Here is a 16,957-nt window from a genome sequence, read left to right on the forward strand (position 1 = left end):
TATAAAATAAAAACAAAAAATACTGAAAGGACGATGTGATGTATAATGAAAATTGGAATAGGTTCTGATCACAATGCATTTCATATGAAAGAAAGTTTAAAAGAATTTATAAAAGAGTTAGGGCATGAGATTTATGATTATGGATGCACTGATTCCTGCAGTGAAGTAGATTACCCTGAGATAGCATTTCAAGTCGCGGGTGATATAAATGAAAAGAAATTAGATAGAGGTATTTTAATTTGTGGTACGGGTATCGGTGTTGCCATTGCTGCCGGAAAAGTACCAGGTATTCGAGCAGCATTGTGTCATGATACATACTCAGCGGAGCGAGCTCAAAAAAGTAATAACGCACAAATCTTAACAATGGGAGCAAAGGTTATTGGTATTGAACCTGCAAAACAAATTGTAAAGGTTTACTTAGAGTCGGAATTCCCAGGAGGGAACTCGGCGCGAAAAGTACAACAAATTACTGATAAAGAAAAAGAATTCTTGAAAGGAGCAAGTAGCCTAACATGAAAAAATTAATCAATAATCCAGATAACGTTGTAGATGAAATGATAGAGGGATATGTTAAAGCGTATCCACAATATGTGAAGCGATTATCTGATAATAAACGGTCCCTAGTTACGGCAAAGGAAACACGCGAAGGAAAAGTTGGTGTATTAATTGGCGGCGGTTCCGGACATGAGCCAGCTTTTATGGGGTATGTGGGAGACGGTATGGCAGACGGTGTTGCTGTTGGAAATATTTTTGCCTCTCCTCCTCCGGATCCAATCTTAGAAGTGACTAGAGCTATTGATAAAGGAGCAGGTGTGGTTTACGTTTATGGGAACTACGCTGGAGATGTGATGAACTTTGGTATGGCGGCAGAGTTAGCGGACTTAGAGTATGGAACAAAAGTAGGAATGGTGTTAGTAACAGATGATATAGCGTCTGCCCCGAAAAAAGAAAGTGAAAAGCGCAGAGGGATTGCAGGGGAGTTTTTTGTAACCAAAGCTGCAGGTGCAGCGGCTGAGAAGGGATATTCTTTAGAGGATGTAGTAAGAGTAGCGAAAAAAGCAAACCATCTAACACGAACTATGGGTGTCGGTCTAACTCCTTGCTCATTACCCCAGACTGGAAAACCAAGCTTTGAACTTGAAGATAATGAGATGGAAATCGGCCTTGGTCATCATGGTGAACCGGGAATGGAGAAAGGTGAACTTCAACCAGCTGACCAGGTTGCAGAGCGTTTAGTGAATGAAATACTAGCTGATATGCCTGTGGAAAACGGAGAAAAGGTGGCTGTTCTTGTAAATGGTTTAGGCTCTACTACGCGGATGGAACTATACATCATGTTCAGAAGAGTGGAGCAAATCCTTAGTGAAAAAGGTATCGAAATTCACCGTTCTTATGTTGGCGACTATAGTACATCATTAGAAATGGGTGGTTGTTCCGTTACACTTATCAAATTGGATAATGAATTAATAGAGCTGGTTAATCATCCGGCTGATTGCCCAATGTATGTTCAAAAATAAGGAGGCTGCTGAAGATGAAATTTACTGCAGAAGATTTGAAAACCTTTTTAAAGAACGTAGTCGATGTAATGGAGGAAAATAAAGATTATTTGTCAGAACTTGATCGAAAAATAGGCGATGGTGATCATGGTGTGACGATGTCTATTGGCTGGCAAGCAATCAATGAGAAGTTAAAAGAGGAATTAAAAACTGAAAAAGATTGTGGGAAAATTTGTATAATAGCAGGCCGTACATTCTTAAGTGCAGTAGGTTCCTCCGTTGGACCACTTTATGCCACGGGATTTTTAAGAGGAGCAAAGGTGTTCCATGGTAAATCAGATTTAACGGATGAAGAATTAGTAGATTTTTGGGTTGCTTTCATCGAGGGAGTAAAAGATCGAGGGAAAGCTGAATTAGGCGATAAGACGATGGTTGATACGCTTCAACCTGCGTTAGAAAGCTTGAAGAGTCAATTTAATCAAACACGCGATTTTGTCGCAGCATTTTCAAAAGCGGTTTCTGCTGGAGAAAAAGGCATGATGTCTACGAAAGATTTACTTTCTAAAAGGGGAAGATCCAGTCGTTTAGGAGAACGTTCATTAGGTAATCAAGATCCAGGAGCAACATCTGCTTTCTTAATTCTTTCTGCTTTTTTTACTACAGTTAATTCAGTCCATACAGTCTAAGTTATATAGATTAATAGCTAAATAATCTTCAAAAAAAGTTATCAATTGTAAAAAAAACAAGAGAATTCACTCATTCATACGCTGACTTTTGGTGGATAGTGGATTCTCATAATCCTTCGATTTTTTGATAATAGAAAAAAGAATAAACTCTGAATATAGATTTTTTAGTGGGTTATCAATGGCTATTATGAATATTTATTCTTATGAGTGCATAATGACCTTGGGTTATTTAAGTGAAACCAAACTAGGAGGAAGAGGATGAAGACGAAAACGTATAGTGAGAGTCAAGAATGTATTCAGCCTTTATCTATGGACTTTTTAACCGTAGCCCAACAAGCGGCTATTGCTTCTTATCCATGGGTCGGAAAAGGAAAAAAAAATGAAGCCGATGGTGCAGGAACAGAAGCGATGCGTAATCAAATGAACCTCATTAATATGCAAGGACTTATTGTAATTGGTGAGGGAGAAATGGATGAGGCTCCAATGCTTTACATTGGTGAAGAACTCGGAACGGGAAAAGGGCCACAAGTAGATATTGCAGTTGATCCGGTTGAAGGAACTAATTTAATGTCCAAAGGACAGGATAATTCACTAACAGTTATTGCTGTGTCGCCAAGAGGAAGTTTACTACACGCTCCTGATATGTATATGCATAAGATAGCTGTGGGCCCAAGGGCGAAGGGATGCATTGATATAGAAGCAACGTTAACTGAAAATATGAAATCAGTAGCGAAAGCTATAGGAAAAAATATAACAGAATTGAAAGTTATGATACAGGACCGACCGCGCCATGATGATTTAATTAAACAAGTATTTGATGCGGGAGCAATAGTCAAGTTATTTTCTGATGGTGATGTTACGGGAGCGATCGCTACAGCAATCGATGAAATGGATGTTGATATATTAGTAGGAACCGGCGGTGCTCCGGAAGGTGTTATTGCAGCAACAGCTTTAAAGTGTTTGGGGGGAGATTTTCAGGCTAAGCTTGCTCCTCGAAATCAAGAAGAGTTTAATCGCTGTATACAAATGGGATTGGCCGATCCTGATAAAGTGTTAACGATCGATGAGATTGTAAAATCAGATGATTGCTTTTTTGTCGCAACAGGAATTACCGATGGAATATTACTGAAGGGTGTTCGAAAGAAAGATGGTACTATCATAACAAACTCTCTTATTGCCGGCGGAGGAAGTATTCAAAACTTCCAGTTCATTGAGGCACGACATTTGTAATGGAAATTAAGAGAAAATAAGTGTTTGCGAAATGGGAGCATCTTAAGGTTGAAGTAAATATGTCGGAGAAAATGGTTACTATTGATCAGTTTGGAGTTTCAGTACCTGGAGATAAACTAATTAAGGAATTTGGCTTTACCCTTGTTAAAAAGGTTCTTCAAAATTCGTTTCCTGTTTAACTTAATAGAGACTTAATAAACACTCAATCATTAAAGGTATATAAAAATCTTATTCTATTAATATAACGAAAGAAGGTAATCTAGTTTAAGAAAATACATCTAGGCAGAGTTCACCAAATTTTGAGAACCTGCCTTTTTAAGCATATAAATTACTTTCACACACTGTTAACTTTAGAAACAAAGGATAAAGTGACACAAAATGAGGTGGTATAATGACACGAAAAATAATCTTCTTTGATTTAGATGGAACACTTCATAACCATGATAAACAATTGCCTTTTTCTACAAAGCATGCGATTCGAGAGTTGAAAGAAAAAGGATATAAAGTAGCTATTGCATCAGGGCGTGCCCTTTAATGTTTGCAAACTTACGCGAAGAGTTGAATATTCAAACTTTTGTCAGTGATAATGGTCAATATGTTGTTTTAGAAGGTGAAGTGATATATACCAATCCACTGAGTAAAGAAGTTTTATAAGCTTTAGCGAAAGCTGCAGTTAAATAATCATCCGATCGTTTATTGGATCAGGAGGATATGAAAGCGAACATCCCTCACCATGATTATATAGTTGAAAGTATTAACTCATAAAAAATTGAAATATTTCCTACATACGATCCTCACTATTTTATAGAAAGAGAAATCTACCATTCTTTATTATTCTGACAAGAAAAAGAAGAAGTGATTTATGAAAAAGGGTTTAAACTATTTGATTTTGTTCGATGGCATCTAGTTTCTGTTGATGTGCTTCCATCAAGAGATTCCATGGCAAAAGGAATTAAGAAAATACATGAATTGACTAAAAAAGCTGCTAAGTACATAACTAAATCTGTTGATGAGGACGGCATTTTCCATGGGCTCAGAATGGTTGGTCTATTAGAATATAGGGGATTTTCTTTTATTCTTACAATTTTTATACATAGAAAGGGATGAAATCATTTGAAACAAAGATATGCCATAGGGGTAGATTATGGGACAGAAACTGGAAGAGTATTACTGGTTGATGTAGCAACAGGTGAAGAAGTAGCGACTCATGTTACTCCTTATAAACATGGCGTGCTGACTGAAGCATTGCCTAATGGCAAACGTCTTGAAACGGACTGGGCTATACAGCATCCAAAGGACTATTTAGAAGTACTTTACCAATCCGTTCCTGCCGTCATCCGAATGGCAGAGATAGACCCAAAAGATGTTATCGGAATTGGAATTGATTTCACTTCTTCTACCATTTTGCCTTTAGATAAAACCGGAAACCCGTTATGCTTTCATCCAAACTGGCGAGATCATCCTCATAGCTGGGTGAAATTGTGGAAGCATCATGCAGCCCAAGGGGAAGCAGATGATATTACACGCCTTGCAGAAGAAAGAAAAGAACTGTTCTTAACCCGTTACGGTGGAAAAATTTCGTCTGAATGGATGTTTTCAAAGATTTTACAAATCGCGAGAGAAGCACCTGACGTTTTTGAGGCAACTGACATTTTTATAGAAGCTTGTGATTGGATTACTTATCGATTAACAAATAATCTGATTCGCAGCAGCAACACATGCGGCTACAAAGCACTATGGAATAAAAGGGAAGGATATCCAGATAGCTCATTTTTTAAAGCATTGGATGAACGCTTTGAAAATATTTTAGAAACAAAAATGCGCGGGCCAGTTTTGTCGATTGGGGGAAAAGCAGGAGAATTAACAGAAGAAATGGCACACCGTTTAAAACTAGTGCCAGGGACTGCGGTAGCTGTTGGAATGATTGATGCCCATGCCGGGGTTCCGGCTTGTGGTGCCGTTCATTCAGGGCAATTTGTCATGACAATGGGAACATCTACTTGTCATATGCTGATTTCCGATAAAGAAAAAGCCATTGAAGGTATATGTGGAATAGTGGAGGACGGTATTATTCCGGGCAATTTCAGTTATGAGACAGGTCAAGTGGCAGTTGGAGATTCCTTTGCATGGTATGTAAACCAGGCAGTACCAAGCTATGTGAAACAACAGGCGGATGAGGCAGGTATGAGTATACACCAATTTTTAGAAGAAAAGGCATCTGTTTATAAGCCAGGACAATCAGGACTAGTTGCACTTGACTGGTGGAATGGAAATCGTTCTGTACTGGTCGATGCCAATTTGTCAGGTATAGTCGCTGGACTTACATTGACGACGAAACCTGAAGAGATCTATCGAGCTTTACTAGAGTCTACTGCCTTTGGAACAAGAAAAATTATCGAAAATTTTACCGAAGCAGGAGTAGAAGTCAATGAAATTTTTGCCTGTGGTGGTCTGCCTCAGAAAAATAAGCTGTTGATGCAAATTTATGCGGATGTGACAAACCGGGAAATTAAAATTCCAGATTCTGACCAGACAGTCGCATTAGGTGCAGCTATATATGCTGCCACTGCTGCGGGTGCAAAGAACGGGGGTTACGATACAATAGTGGAAGCAGCGGAGAATATGGCAAAAGTAAAAGAAGAAACCTTCGTTCCCATCCCACAAAATGTGCAAATATACGATGAGCTTTATAAGTTTTACTTAGAACTTCATGATTATTTTGGCCGCGTTACTAGTATCATGTATAGATTAAAAAAGTTAAGAAGTTTAAGTATGGAGTTTGAATCGAAAAATTGAGGTATTAGTTTACAAGGCGTGTCAATTGTGACATCTAAATATGTTTTAATATGGTATAATCTAAAATTAAAAATATGTACATAGGAAAAGACCGACAACACAGTCGGTCTTTTCCTATATCTTATCGTAGCGAGTTGTGCTCTGTAATTAGGTTTCGTTGAAGCTTAAATCGCTTGCCTCCCTCTACAAACACCGCATACTCATTAACCGGCTGAACCACAACATTATCTAAAGTGAGTGTTTCGTTGTATGGGGGCTTAGCCGTTAAGGTAATCGTATGCTTCCCGGCAGTTAGGTAGTTTAACTTGTTCAAGTTTACTAGAGTAAGATATTTGTTCGCAGCGGAAACGTCGGTTGAACTTACTTTACGTCCATCGATCTTTACTTCTAGTTTTAGCTCGCCACCTAATGCAGGTGTTTTTTCCATTGCACCGTAAATGAGGTACAAGCCCTTCTTATCAATGTTTACTTCCTTTTGGATCATATCACCGTTGTTTAATTTTACGATTTTGTTGCTGAACAGAGCATCCCCTGTCCATGCATCTTCTGGTGTCTCGATGACCGGGCTGCCATTCTTCACGGTAAATGCTTCCGCTTCATGGATGGTTGATGTGTGACGTTCTTTTGTTTTTACGTAAAATGTGTTCATGGCTTCAGGCAGTTGTTGAATGGCCATCAATGCTTCAATAGTAGACTCTGCGCCTGAGTTCAAATTCACTTTACCTGTTACACCGTTTAATCCATCATAGCCTCGGCCCGTTTCTGGATCATACATCTGAAAGTTCGCGTCGTTGTTGCCTGTGTACCATGAAGCCGCGATTCCCGCATATCGTGCGTACTTTTTCTCTTTTGTCGCATGATAAATTTCTGTGAATGCTTGCGTCAGCATGTTGACGCCATATGCGATCTGTTCGTCTTTTGATGGTGTTGGTGCCATCTCTTTGATCATGCCTGTCGCGAGAATATGGGTGAAAAATTGATCGGCCTCTTGCTTGGCTGACTCAATCCACTCTTTTTTATTTAATAGATTACCAGCTTTTGCGAGTGCCATGGATTGTCCGCTGCCCCAAGCGTGCCATAGGGTAGGGGAGCCGTCCCAGCCAAGGTGAGCACCGAACGGATACTTCGTGTAAGACCCGAATTGGTACTCTGATAAGCCTTTACCGAGCTTCAACATGGAATCTTTGACTAATGGGTCCTTTTGTACCTCATAATATTCGGAGAGGCCGAGTAAAGCATTGGACATCGCGTCAAAACCGCCGATCCAAGCGGGAACTTTATAGCCGTTCACGATGTTATATTCTCCGTACTTTTCGTTCACTTTCTTTTGTAAGGCATCGTTCGCCAGTAAGAAGCTTTCTTTTAGTTCTTTTGCATAAGCAGGGTCGGTTTTAGAAAATATTTTATAGCCATGGCCGATCGACCACATTGCTCTTGCTGCCCACCAGTCAAAAGATTTCTTACTCGTCGGACCGTCTGTGTTAATGGAATAATCATCAAAGATAAAGTTGTAAAATTCTCCGTCGTCTGCTTGCATGTACATGACAAAGTTAAGAGCTTTCTTCGCTTTTTCAAGGGATGTCTTGTCCTTCGTCTGTTCGTAATGGTTCAAATATACGACAGCTGCCCGTGCTACATCATCCACACAAGCAATGCCCTCATCCGCATCGTCCACCCATTCGTAATCGGGATACTCGGAATAGATGTGTATAATCAACATCTCTTTACCATCTAACGTGATCTCTTCATTTAAAAAGTCCAGGTGTTCGAGGTTGACCAGAGAGTTTTGCTTTTCTGCTGCCTCTAATTGAGTGGGAGCCGCAACAGAAAACAAAAGTAGTATAACGATAAAAACTTGAAAAACTTTCTGCATGTAATTCTCCTTCCATGTAAACGCTTTAATTACATTATTGCATTACAATTTATTTTATCAAGTTACAATATAATTTTGTCATGAAGATAGTTGGATGTACCTAACAATACTTTTAATTTCATAGTAAAGAGGGCATGTTACTCAAACTAAAGTATGGATTGCTTCGGGTCTGGTGAAATGACGGTAATTGTTTTAAGATTACATTAGGATGTTGCCGAAATAAAAAGTCGGGAATAATAAGGCTGTTGGCTAGGTCGTGAATGATATAGACGTTATTTTCTTAGGAGGAACCATGCTACAAAAATTCGGTTTTTCACAATATGAGAGTCAGGTGTTCGAAGTTCTAGCTTCCAGCGAAGAACCGATGGACGCGACGAACATCGTTAAATATTCGGGTGTCCCGAAATCAAAGATCTATGAAGTGCTCACGCGTATGATCGAAAAAGGAATGGTCTTGGATTCGGTTTCGGAAAAGAAGAAGCTGTATACAGCATTACCGCTGTCGACCGTGATCGAAAAACTGACGACAGAATTCCAGGAGAATGTGGAGCAGCTAAAAACGAGCACATCGAAAAGAAAGTTTTACGATGAACACGTTTGGAGTCTGAAAGTTGATTCGTCCATTCGTGCACAGACAAAAGAAATCCTTCAAACGGCTGAGAAATCCATTAAGGTTTCTGCTTGGGAGGATGATGTACAAGATTACTTACCGATCCTTGAGGAAAAAGAAAAGCAGGGAATCGATGTGGAAGTATTAGTAGTTGGAGAGCTGGAGTCTTCGTTAAAAAACATACATACACTTATTCCAGCACAGGAGCACCACTCGTTGGAACGCTTCCGACTTGTTGTTGTAGATGAGGAAGAAGTGATTTTTGCAGGGGTGGAAGGTGAGAGCTGGCAAGCGATGAAGACAAAATCACGTCCGTTTATTAAAGTGTTTATCGAGTTCTTTTATCACGATGTGGCTTTGGCGAAGATCAATGAGAAGCACTCGGATCTATTGATGAATGATGAAGAGATCAGAAGTGTACTGATGAAATTGAGGTATTAATTAAAGAGGGAATGAACGAAAAGTGACTTTAGTTCATTCTTTTTTTTATTGAATTGATAATCTATGAATCAAAATAGGATCTCTATGCATCGAAAAAGTGTCTCTATGAATCAAAATTATGTTTCTATGCATCGAAATGAAACTTCTATGCACAAATCATAATTCTATGCATCGGAATAAAGGTTCTATGCATCAAACTGAGAATCCTATGCATCACATCAAACTTCACAAAATAAAAAAGGCATAACTGATAATCAGTCATGCCCTTTACATTATTATTGTTCTGAACTCACAACTTCCAACGCCATCTCGATCATGTCATTGAACGTTGTTTGGCGTTCTTCTGCAGATGTTTCTTCACCTGTGAAGATGTGGTCGCTAACTGTTAGGATAGACAACGCGTTCACACCATATTTAGCTGCGATGGAGTACAGTGCTGTTGTTTCCATCTCTACCGCTAGTACACCGTTTTCAGCTAATTTTTTCACGATATCCATGCTGTCACGGTAGAACAGATCAGCTGTTAATACGTTACCAGCTTTGATCTTCAAGCCTTTTTCTGTTCCAGCTTCATACGCTTTTTTCAAGAGGTCGAAGTTTGCGCATGGTGCGAAGTCGATGCCAGGGAACGCTAGGTGGTTCATACGAGAATCTGTAGATGCTGTCATTGCTAGAATGACGTCACGTACTTTAACGTCTTGTTGGATCGCGCCGCAAGTTCCTACACGGATCAAGTTTTTCACGCCATACTCACGAATCAGTTCGTTCGTGTAGATTCCGATTGATGGAATCCCCATGCCTGTTCCCTGAACAGATACGCGCTTTCCTTTGTATGTTCCTGTGAAGCCAAGCATGCCGCGAACTTCGTTGTAGCATGTTGGATTTTCTAAAAAGTTTTCAGCGATATATTTTGCACGAAGGGGATCTCCCGGTAACAGAATGCTTTCTGCGATTTCACCTTGTTTTGCACCGATATGAATACTCATTTGTCCACCGTTACAACTTATTTGAGGCTGTAACGGCTTCACCTCCTCTGAATGTTTTGTCTCTCATTATCATGCCATAGTTTTACAAGACTAGCTAATGCTATGAGCCGTTTTCTCAGCATGCTCTTTTTTTGTCATGGAAAGAACGGCTGCACCTAATGCCAGTATGACCAAAAATCCGCCAACTGTTGCATTCATCTCTACAGACGCCTGTTCGATCACGATTCCGCCGACCATCGATCCGAACGCAATGCCGAAGTGAAGCGCAGAGTTGTTAAGGCTTTGCTGAATATCGGATGTTTCAGGGGATGATTCAATCAGGTAGCTCTGCATCGCCGGTGTAATCGCCCAGCTGAGCATGCTCCAAATAATCATGACCACTAAAAATAACGGAAACAGAAACGTTGTATATGGAATCATAAAGATTGAGATGCCAAAGATTATTGTAACGCCTAAGATCGTAGGTTTTGTACCGAACCGGTCAGCGAGCGTACCGCCAAGACCGCCGCCAAATACTGCAGCTACACCGAATATCAAATAAACAATACTTACCCATGTTCCGTTTAGTCCGAGTGCTGTTTTTAAAAATGGCGTCAGATACCCGTATAACGTTAGATGGCCAGCTAGGAACAGGAATGATGTTAGTTGAGCAAACAGTACGGTTCTGTTTTTAAGCGTACTGAGTTGTTGCCTTATTGGAATCGCCGGTTTCGGTTTGAGGCGTCCCATAAAGAAATGCACGCCAAGCATGGATAACACGGTTAGTGCCGTGATCAAGATAAAGGGTGCACGCCAGCCGAATGCATTTCCGAGCAATAAGCCGATCGGAATCCCGAGTACGAGTGATGCGCTGATCCCCATGAAGACCACACCGATTGCACGCGCACGGTATTTTTCTTCAACAATATTGGATGCCATCGTGACACATAAAACGACGAGTAATGAACCGCTGGCTGCTGATAAAATCCGAGCGATGAGTAAGACCGAATAAGTGGGACTCAAGATCGCTAGGATGTTTCCTGCTAAAAATACCACTAAAGAGATGAGGGTTAACCGTTTTCTCTCCATTTTAGCGGTCATCGTTAATAAAATGGGTGCGGCGATTGCGAACACGAGCGAGAAAATCGTGATCAGGAATCCAGCTTGTCCTAGACTCACTCCAAGATCCTCTGCGACTAAGTCCAGAATACCGCCTATAATCAATTCGACCATTCCGACAACAAACGAAACGATCGTTAATAAGTAAACACGTTTATTCATGTTATCTACCTTCTTTCGAAAAGTAACCACTGTAATGGTAACTTATTTCGGAAGAGGTATCAATATTTAATAAACTTAGAGGTTTTAAAAAAGATAATTTTATAGGTATTAGTCGAGGGATAACAATTAAATAAAAATACAATCAAAATAAAAAACTCATCAAATCTGATGAGTTAAAATTCTAAAATATTAAGTATGTTGAAGGACACGTTCCTGTTTCTTGTTTTTTTGTTCTTTTTTAAAATTCGTAATCGCTATTTCTAATAGTTTGTCCAAAATAGATTCGTAATATTGTAGTTGTTCTTTAGTTTTTGCAGTTTCGATATCTGCTCTAACTTTCTTCAGTTTCATGAGCTGTTCACTATTTAAATACTTTGCAGGAGTGAATTTTCTATTCATTTTAGATCCTCTCCTTTTATATTAATATACTCTTTATTTACTTCTTTTTCAAACGAGGACTCATTTATGTTATTCGGCTCTGTTGTTGTTAATCCTGCTCGATTTTTCACATCATAAACAATAGATTTAATATCTTCGTCGCCCTCTGACAGAGGTATTTCTATTTCTTCCTCAAACAAATCTGTATATTTCTTTACCCCTTCTGAATATGCTTAAACGCTTCGTCTTCTTCACTTCCATCCGAAATTGCTTGTCCCTTCAAGAAGCTCAAAGGGGATATACCTGCTAAAATTGCTAGTGGTGCCTTCACTGAAAATCACCTTCCGGATTTAGTAGGTTTACTGCTACAAAACCAGATATTGCTCCTATCCAGGCATATTTAAACTTTACTGAAGATGGTAATGTCTCTTTTGTCTTAATTTCTGTCCAAAACACAGTAATAGTACTTCCAATCGCTCCGCCAAGAACAGGGAGTCCAATATCTAGCCAAAAGTCCATAAAAACCTCCATTTTATAACTATTATAACAAATAATGAAAGTTTTTAAGAACTCATATTAATTTTTTTATACCTTTTAATGGCTCTAGCTAATAGAACATCCAACTTATTTTCTATAAGTTTTAAATCCCTTTTGTTCTGACAAAATTTAAGATCACTTTTAATAGTCTGATAGATGAATTTCTCCTCATTTGTTAAATAATCAACAGGCTTCATTAATAACACCCCATTTTGAATCGTAGTTATATCTTGTCCAGAAATTCTTAGAATATAAGTTTAGGTTTATGGTTTTTTTTATTTATAAAAAAGTATTTTGATATCTGTACTAATATGTTCATTTTGTACACTATAAATTTTTTCAGCATGTATCGGATAAGCCTTCCATATAGTAGTAATAATCATCATAATAGCGGCTTGTAGAAAAAGATGGGCCAGTGATTAGAGGAGGGATCGAATGCTTCATATTGTGGCTTGCATTAAGCAGGTTCCGGATACGAAGATCATCAAGATGAACCCGAAGACGAATACGATGGACCGGGCAAGTGCGCCTGCCATCTTGAATCCTTATGATGCGCATGCGGTTGAAGAGGCGGTGCGTTTGAAAAAGAGATACGGCGGCACAGTATCCGTGTTAACGATGGGACCGCCGCCAGCGGTAAAGGCAATCAAAAAGTGCATCGAGATCGGTGCGGATGAGGGGTACATGATTTCAGACCGTGCGTTTGCCGGTGCGGACACGTTAGCAACGAGCTATGCGCTCACGAAAGCAATCGAAAAGATTTCAAAGATCAAATCCGTGGACCTCATCATATGCGGGAAGATGACGATCGACGGTGATACCGGACAAGTTGGACCAGGAATTGCACGCCGTTTAGATATGCCTCCTCTGACTTCGGTCAATAAAGTAAAAGAGATCAATGTGGAAGAAGGCTATGCTGTCGTTCATCGGAAGCTTGAGGACGGATATGAAGTGATCCAGTCGACGATGCCTTGTTTGATGTCAGTGGAAAAAGAGATCAACGAAGTTCCGTATTCCTCAATGACGAACATGCTGAAGGCAGTGAGGTACCAGCCGATCATCTGGGCGGTTGCGGACCTTGAAGATGTGGAGAGAACACAGCTCGGGCTGAAGGGCTCGCCGACGATCGTCTCCAAAGTTTGGGCACCAGCGAAACCGAGTGGCGGTGAGATGCTCGAAGGCGATGTGTCTCAACAGACTGAACAGCTTCTTAATATTTTGTTAGAGAAAAAAGAACTCTTTGCGGTGAAGGGAGGGGATGGAAGTTGAGTTTTGAAGACTATCATGGCATTTGGGTTTTTATTGAGGTAAAAGACGGGGAAGTCGTACCGGTTTCGCTCGAGCTTTTAGGTGCAGGGAGGGAGCTTGCTGATAAACGGAAAACGGAGCTCGCTGGTGTTTTGATCGGAGAAAACGTGACACATCTAGCAGACTCGCTTTTTGAATTTGGAGCAGACACCGTCTACGTATATGACGATGCGATTTTCAGAGATTATCGGACAGAGTCGTACATGAAAGCGTTGCTGGAGTGCTGCCAAAAATACAAGCCGGAAGTGATTTTATATGGGGCGACGTCGACGGGTAAGGACTTGGCGAGCGCGGTCGCGACAGATCTTCCGACGGGGCTCACGGCCGACTCTACCATTTTGGACATTGAGGAAGATACAGGCTTATTGCTTGCGAGCCGTCCGGCGTTTGGCGGGAATATCATGGCTACGATCCTTTGTAAAAAGTACCGGCCGCAGATGGCGACGGTCCGGCCGAAAGTGATGAAAGCTCTTACACCCGAACCTGGCCGTAAAGGGAAGTTGATCGAAGAGAAAACGTCTCTTAAGGAAGAAGATATCCGTACGAAAGTGCTTGAGATCGTCCGGCAAACGACAAAAAAAGTGAAAATTGATGAAGCAGACATTATTGTTGCTGGCGGAAAAGGGTTAGGCAGTCCGAATGGGTTCAAGCTTATTCATGAGTTGGCGGAGACGCTTGGAGGCGCGGTTGGTGCGAGCCGTGATGTAGTTGAAGCGGGATGGATCGAGCATCATCATCAAGTAGGACAGACAGGTGTAACCGTTACGCCGAAGATCTATTTTGCGATCGGGATTTCTGGCGCGATTCAGCATATTGTCGGGATGCAGAATTCGGGCCTCATCATCGCGATCAACAACGACCCGGAAGCTCCAATTTTCCAATCAAGTCACTACGGAATCGTAGGCGATGCCTTTGAAGTTGTGCCACTTTTAATCGAACAATTTAAACAAGTGTTTAACAGAGAGGCGGTCGACCATGTCTGAAAAATTTGATTGTATCGTCGTCGGAGCAGGTCCTGCCGGCATTTCTTGTGCGTATGAACTGGCGAAAGCGGGAGTGAACGTTTTACTGATTGAACGCGGTGAATATCCAGGATCAAAGAATGTAATGGGCGGCGTTCTCTACCGCAAAATGATGGAGGATGTCATTCCGGAGTTCTGGAAGGAAGCGCCGCTCGAACGGCCGATCGTGGAACAGCGGTTCATGATGATGGATAAAGAATCGGCGATTACCGTTGGCTACAAAGGAATGGAATGGGGACAGGAGCCGTATAACAACTTTACGGTGCTGCGCGCAAAGTTTGATCAGTGGTTTGCGAGTAAGGCCGTTGAACAGGGAGCTTTGCTCGTAAATGAAACCGTCGTGTTGGAATGTATCGTGGAAGATGGAAAAGTAGTCGGAGTGCGGACGGACCGGCCAGATGGCGACCTCTATGCAGACGTTGTTGTTTTGGCGGATGGGGTAAACTCTCTTTTAGCAAAATCACTCGGTTTTCATAAGGAGTTCCGACCGGATGAAGTCGCACTGGCCACGATGGAAATCATTAAGCTGGATAAAAAGACGATTGAGGATCGCTTTAATCTAGAGCCGAACCAGGGAACGACGATCGAGCTGTTTGGCGATGCAACAAAGGGAATTCTCGGCACCGGATTCCTTTATACGAACAAAGACACGCTGAGCCTCGGGGTGGGAACACTTCTATCTGGGCTCATTAAGCATAAGATAAAACCGTATGAACTTTTAGAGTATGTGAAGAATCATCCGATGATCCGTCCTTACATCACCGGCGGGGAGCCCGTTGAGTATTTGGCACACATGATTCCAGAAGGCGGATATAAGTCGATGCCGAAAGTGGCGGGGGACGGGGTGCTCGTTGTTGGAGATGCAGCTCAGCTCGTGAACGCGATCCACCGGGAGGGTTCAAATCTTGCGATGAAGTCGGGGCAGTTTGCGGCAGAAGCAGTGTTGCTCGCTAAAGAACGCGGGGATTATTCGGAAGCCGCGCTGAATCATTACAAAACAAAACTGATGAGCAGTTTCGTCGGTCAGGACATGAAGAAGTACAAGGATTCTACCCACCATTTTGATAAGTTCCCGCAGTATTTTGACAAGTACATCCCGATGGCGAACAAGGCGATGAGCCAGATGTTCACGGTTGATGGGACGTCAAAATGGGATAAACAGAAGAAGATTTGGCGTGATGTAGGTACGGCCCGAGAGAAAATGAAACTAGCTCGCGATGCATACCGGGCGTGGAAGGTGATGAAGTAGATGAGCGAAAAGAAGTGTCAGACTATCGAAGAAAAGCAGTATCTCGTTCGTTTTAACGCAGACACGAAATCACATCTCACCGTTATGGATGCCGATATTTGTTTGAACCACTGTCCAGATAAAATCTGCACGATCTTTTGTCCGGCAGAGGTGTATAAGTGGGAAGAAATTCGCATGCATGTGGGGTATGAAGGCTGCCACGAATGCGGAAGCTGCCGAATCGGGTGCCCGCACCAGAACATTAAGTGGGAATACCCTAAAGGCGGGCATGGAATTGTGTTCCGATTGGGGTAAAATAAGGACATAAAGAAACGGAATCGTTCCACGCGTAGTTCGATAGAAATTTTTATAGAAAGCTGACACAAAAGGTACACTTGTATCTGATATGCTCCCCTTTAGGTAGACAGATTAAATAAAAAATCTGTTTTACCTTAAGGGGAGTTTTTTATGGGGCATTCTAAAGAGTTTAAATACAAAGTCTTGTCCACTTATGAAAATGGCAATATTACTGTAAAAGAGCTTTGTGAAAAGTTTGGAATTTCAAAGAACTCATTCAAGAAATGGGTTAAACAATTTCAGAAATATGGCACGGAAGGTTTGAGATCCTCAAGTCCTTGGAAGTCTTATACTAAAGAGCTAAAGGTCACAGCTGTTAGAGAATATTTGTCCGGTCAATACTCTCAAACTGAACTTATAAGTATGTATGATATCTCAAGTACCTCCGTCCTCAAAAGGTGGATTAAAACGTATAATAGTCATAAAGAACTTAAAGATACGTCTATGGGGAGGACGAGTTCTATGGCTAAAGGAAGAAAAACGACACAGGATGAACGGATACGAATTGTACTTGATTGTTTGGAGAACGGGAAGGATTACCGGAAGATAGCTGAAACATACGAGGTCTCCTACCAACAGGTGTATCAATGGGTTAAGAAGTTTGAAGGTGGAGATGAAACGCTTAATGATAAGCGTGGAAGAAGGAAGACAGAAGACGAGTTAACTCCTGAAGAGAAATTTAAGCTTCAGATGAAAAAATTAGAAAGAGAAAATGAACGGTTACGTGCAGAAAATGCATTTTTAAAAAA

At 41.1% G+C, this 16,957-nt stretch carries 17 protein-coding genes and 1 pseudogene; 13 read left to right on the forward strand and 5 right to left on the reverse strand.

From position 1 onward, the window contains the following. The first annotated feature begins 45 nt into the window (after window positions 1-45). The 7 genes and pseudogenes from rpiB to M3206_RS06435 all read left to right on the forward strand — a co-directional run bounded on the left by rpiB (window position 46) and on the right by M3206_RS06435 (window position 6,208). Window positions 46-516: a ribose 5-phosphate isomerase B gene (gene rpiB, locus M3206_RS06405; RefSeq protein WP_251311682.1), complete on the forward strand. Its 471-nt coding sequence runs from the start codon at window positions 46-48 to the stop codon at window positions 514-516. Then, window positions 513-1,517, forward strand: a complete 1,005-nt coding sequence (locus M3206_RS06410) for a dihydroxyacetone kinase subunit DhaK (protein ID WP_251311683.1) — start codon at window positions 513-515, stop codon at window positions 1,515-1,517. Before rpiB ends, M3206_RS06410 begins: the two co-directional genes overlap by 4 nt. Before the next feature lie 14 nt (window positions 1,518-1,531). Beyond that, a complete protein-coding gene (gene dhaL / locus M3206_RS06415; protein WP_251311684.1) occupies window positions 1,532-2,182 on the forward strand; it encodes a dihydroxyacetone kinase subunit DhaL in 651 nt (216 codons plus the stop codon). Between the two features lie 258 nt (window positions 2,183-2,440). Next, window positions 2,441-3,412, forward strand: a complete 972-nt coding sequence (gene glpX, locus M3206_RS06420) for a class II fructose-bisphosphatase (RefSeq protein ID WP_251311685.1) — start codon at window positions 2,441-2,443, stop codon at window positions 3,410-3,412. A gap of 20 nt (window positions 3,413-3,432) precedes the next feature. Further along, complete coding sequence (locus tag M3206_RS06425; protein ID WP_251311686.1) at window positions 3,433-3,591, forward strand: hypothetical protein; 159 nt, start codon at window positions 3,433-3,435, stop codon at window positions 3,589-3,591. A gap of 212 nt (window positions 3,592-3,803) precedes the next feature. After that, window positions 3,804-4,519 (forward strand): annotated as a pseudogene (locus M3206_RS06430) (HAD-IIB family hydrolase). 6 nt (window positions 4,520-4,525) lie between these two features. After that, the gene (locus M3206_RS06435) at window positions 4,526-6,208 is read left to right on the forward strand and encodes a ribulokinase (protein WP_251311687.1); all 1,683 of its coding nucleotides are present in this window, start codon (window positions 4,526-4,528) and stop codon (window positions 6,206-6,208) included. A gap of 121 nt (window positions 6,209-6,329) precedes the next feature. Here M3206_RS06435 and M3206_RS06440 read toward each other — a convergent pair whose 3' ends face one another. Then, on the reverse strand, window positions 6,330-8,081 hold the full coding sequence (locus tag M3206_RS06440; RefSeq protein WP_251311688.1) for a hypothetical protein: 1,752 nt from the start codon (window positions 8,079-8,081) through the stop codon (window positions 6,330-6,332). Window positions 8,082-8,373: 292 nt separating this feature from the next. Here M3206_RS06440 and M3206_RS06445 point away from each other — a divergent pair, with 292 nt between their 5' ends. Beyond that, the gene (locus M3206_RS06445; protein WP_251311689.1) at window positions 8,374-9,132 is read left to right on the forward strand and encodes a TrmB family transcriptional regulator; all 759 of its coding nucleotides are present in this window, start codon (window positions 8,374-8,376) and stop codon (window positions 9,130-9,132) included. A 275-nt stretch (window positions 9,133-9,407) separates the two neighbouring features. Here M3206_RS06445 and deoD read toward each other — a convergent pair whose 3' ends face one another. The 4 genes from deoD to M3206_RS06465 all read right to left on the reverse strand — a co-directional run bounded on the left by deoD (window position 9,408) and on the right by M3206_RS06465 (window position 12,275). Further along, complete coding sequence (deoD, locus tag M3206_RS06450; RefSeq protein WP_251311690.1) at window positions 9,408-10,118, reverse strand: purine-nucleoside phosphorylase; 711 nt, start codon at window positions 10,116-10,118, stop codon at window positions 9,408-9,410. Window positions 10,119-10,208: 90 nt separating this feature from the next. Next, window positions 10,209-11,378: an MFS transporter gene (locus tag M3206_RS06455; RefSeq protein ID WP_251311691.1), complete on the reverse strand. Its 1,170-nt coding sequence runs from the start codon at window positions 11,376-11,378 to the stop codon at window positions 10,209-10,211. A gap of 189 nt (window positions 11,379-11,567) precedes the next feature. Continuing rightward, window positions 11,568-11,777, reverse strand: coding sequence for a hypothetical protein (locus M3206_RS06460; RefSeq protein WP_251311692.1), 210 nt, complete (start codon window positions 11,775-11,777; stop codon window positions 11,568-11,570). A gap of 306 nt (window positions 11,778-12,083) precedes the next feature. Then, window positions 12,084-12,275, reverse strand: a complete 192-nt coding sequence (locus M3206_RS06465; RefSeq protein ID WP_251311693.1) for a hypothetical protein — start codon at window positions 12,273-12,275, stop codon at window positions 12,084-12,086. A gap of 453 nt (window positions 12,276-12,728) precedes the next feature. Here M3206_RS06465 and M3206_RS06470 point away from each other — a divergent pair, with 453 nt between their 5' ends. The 5 genes from M3206_RS06470 to M3206_RS06490 form a co-directional block, all read left to right on the forward strand. Beyond that, window positions 12,729-13,562 carry an electron transfer flavoprotein subunit beta/FixA family protein gene (locus M3206_RS06470; RefSeq protein ID WP_251311694.1) on the forward strand — a complete coding sequence of 278 codons (834 nt, stop codon included), beginning with the start codon at window positions 12,729-12,731 and terminating at the stop codon, window positions 13,560-13,562. Then, on the forward strand, window positions 13,559-14,584 hold the full coding sequence (locus M3206_RS06475; protein ID WP_251311695.1) for an electron transfer flavoprotein subunit alpha/FixB family protein: 1,026 nt from the start codon (window positions 13,559-13,561) through the stop codon (window positions 14,582-14,584). The genes M3206_RS06470 and M3206_RS06475 overlap by 4 nt, the downstream gene beginning before the upstream one ends. Further along, entirely contained in the window at window positions 14,577-15,872 is a 1,296-nt protein-coding gene (locus tag M3206_RS06480; RefSeq protein ID WP_251311696.1) for an FAD-dependent oxidoreductase, read from the forward strand. Before M3206_RS06475 ends, M3206_RS06480 begins: the two co-directional genes overlap by 8 nt. After that, the gene (locus M3206_RS06485; protein WP_130293442.1) at window positions 15,873-16,166 is read left to right on the forward strand and encodes a ferredoxin family protein; all 294 of its coding nucleotides are present in this window, start codon (window positions 15,873-15,875) and stop codon (window positions 16,164-16,166) included. 153 nt (window positions 16,167-16,319) lie between these two features. Then, window positions 16,320-16,957 (forward strand): helix-turn-helix domain-containing protein (locus M3206_RS06490; RefSeq protein ID WP_251311697.1); only part of this gene is annotated, 638 nt, incomplete at its 3' end.

This window comes from Fictibacillus phosphorivorans (assembly GCF_023715845.1).
GTDB classification, from domain to species: Bacteria; Bacillota; Bacilli; order Bacillales; family Fictibacillaceae; genus Fictibacillus; species Fictibacillus phosphorivorans_D.

What these genes read in the sequence shown, in the direction of transcription:
- rpiB (WP_251311682.1), top strand. Translation starts at nt 46, where the DNA reads ATGAAAATTGGAATAGGTTCTGATCACAATGCATTTCATATGAAAGAA.
- M3206_RS06410 (WP_251311683.1), top strand. Translation starts at nt 513, where the DNA reads ATGAAAAAATTAATCAATAATCCAGATAACGTTGTAGATGAAATGATA.
- dhaL (WP_251311684.1), top strand. Translation starts at nt 1,532, where the DNA reads ATGAAATTTACTGCAGAAGATTTGAAAACCTTTTTAAAGAACGTAGTC.
- glpX (WP_251311685.1), top strand. Translation starts at nt 2,441, where the DNA reads ATGAAGACGAAAACGTATAGTGAGAGTCAAGAATGTATTCAGCCTTTA.
- M3206_RS06440 (WP_251311688.1), bottom strand. Translation starts at nt 8,081, where the DNA reads ATGCAGAAAGTTTTTCAAGTTTTTATCGTTATACTACTTTTGTTTTCT.
- M3206_RS06445 (WP_251311689.1), top strand. Translation starts at nt 8,374, where the DNA reads ATGCTACAAAAATTCGGTTTTTCACAATATGAGAGTCAGGTGTTCGAA.
- deoD (WP_251311690.1), bottom strand. Translation starts at nt 10,118, where the DNA reads ATGAGTATTCATATCGGTGCAAAACAAGGTGAAATCGCAGAAAGCATT.
- M3206_RS06455 (WP_251311691.1), bottom strand. Translation starts at nt 11,378, where the DNA reads ATGAATAAACGTGTTTACTTATTAACGATCGTTTCGTTTGTTGTCGGA.
- M3206_RS06460 (WP_251311692.1), bottom strand. Translation starts at nt 11,777, where the DNA reads ATGAATAGAAAATTCACTCCTGCAAAGTATTTAAATAGTGAACAGCTC.
- M3206_RS06465 (WP_251311693.1), bottom strand. Translation starts at nt 12,275, where the DNA reads ATGGACTTTTGGCTAGATATTGGACTCCCTGTTCTTGGCGGAGCGATT.
- M3206_RS06470 (WP_251311694.1), top strand. Translation starts at nt 12,729, where the DNA reads ATGCTTCATATTGTGGCTTGCATTAAGCAGGTTCCGGATACGAAGATC.
- M3206_RS06480 (WP_251311696.1), top strand. Translation starts at nt 14,577, where the DNA reads ATGTCTGAAAAATTTGATTGTATCGTCGTCGGAGCAGGTCCTGCCGGC.
- M3206_RS06485 (WP_130293442.1), top strand. Translation starts at nt 15,873, where the DNA reads ATGAGCGAAAAGAAGTGTCAGACTATCGAAGAAAAGCAGTATCTCGTT.